Raw genomic sequence first — 748 nt, forward strand, 5'->3', positions numbered from 1 at the left:
GCAAGACCGGCTTCTGGCTGGAAGAACTCGCCGCGCCTTACTACACGTTCAAGGATGCAGGCGCTGAGATCGTGCTGGCTTCGCCGCGAGGCGGTCAGCCGCCGCTCGACCCGAAAAGCAACGAGCCGTCGAATCAGACGGACATGACCAGGCGCTTTGAACGAGACGCAGCGGCCAAGGCGCAACTCGCAGCGACGGTGCGCCTTGACAGCATCTCGCAGGCGGACTTCGACACGGTGTTCTATCCCGGTGGTCATGGCCCGCTGTGGGATCTTGCCGAGGACGCAAACTCGATCGCGCTGATCGAGTCGTTCGTTGCTGCCGGCAAGCCTGTGGCGCTGGTATGTCATGCGCCGGGCGTGCTGCGGCACGTGACCGCGCCGAACGGCAAGCCGCTCGTCGACGGCAAGAAAGTCACTGGCTTCGCGAATTCCGAAGAGGCAGCGGTCGGCCTGACGGACGTCGTGCCGTTCCTGGTGGAAGACGAACTGAAGGCGAAGGGCGGCATCTACTCGAAGGGCGACGACTGGGCGCCGTACGTAGTTACGGACGGGCTGCTGATCACTGGACAAAACCCGGCTTCGTCGTCTTCCGCTGCCGCGACCTTGATGAAGCACCCAGCGCTCGCCGCGCAATAAGGGGCAGCGTATGCGCTGACTCGCGTTGCCTTCGGGTGAGCGCGCGACAACTCAGGCCGCGAACTCTCGCACTTCGGTGTGCGCGAGTTCACCAACGCTCAGGCGGTGTG

At 64.2% G+C, this 748-nt stretch carries 1 protein-coding gene; it reads left to right on the plus strand.

Annotated features, from left to right (window positions below):
* Positions 1-638, plus strand: a 638-nt coding sequence (locus tag BG57_RS30950) for a type 1 glutamine amidotransferase domain-containing protein (RefSeq protein WP_035971154.1), incomplete at its 5' end; no start/stop codon positions are given.
* Positions 639-748 lie beyond the last annotated feature (110 nt).

The organism is Caballeronia grimmiae (genome assembly GCF_000698555.1).
In the GTDB taxonomy this organism is placed as follows: domain Bacteria; phylum Pseudomonadota; class Gammaproteobacteria; order Burkholderiales; family Burkholderiaceae; genus Caballeronia; species Caballeronia grimmiae.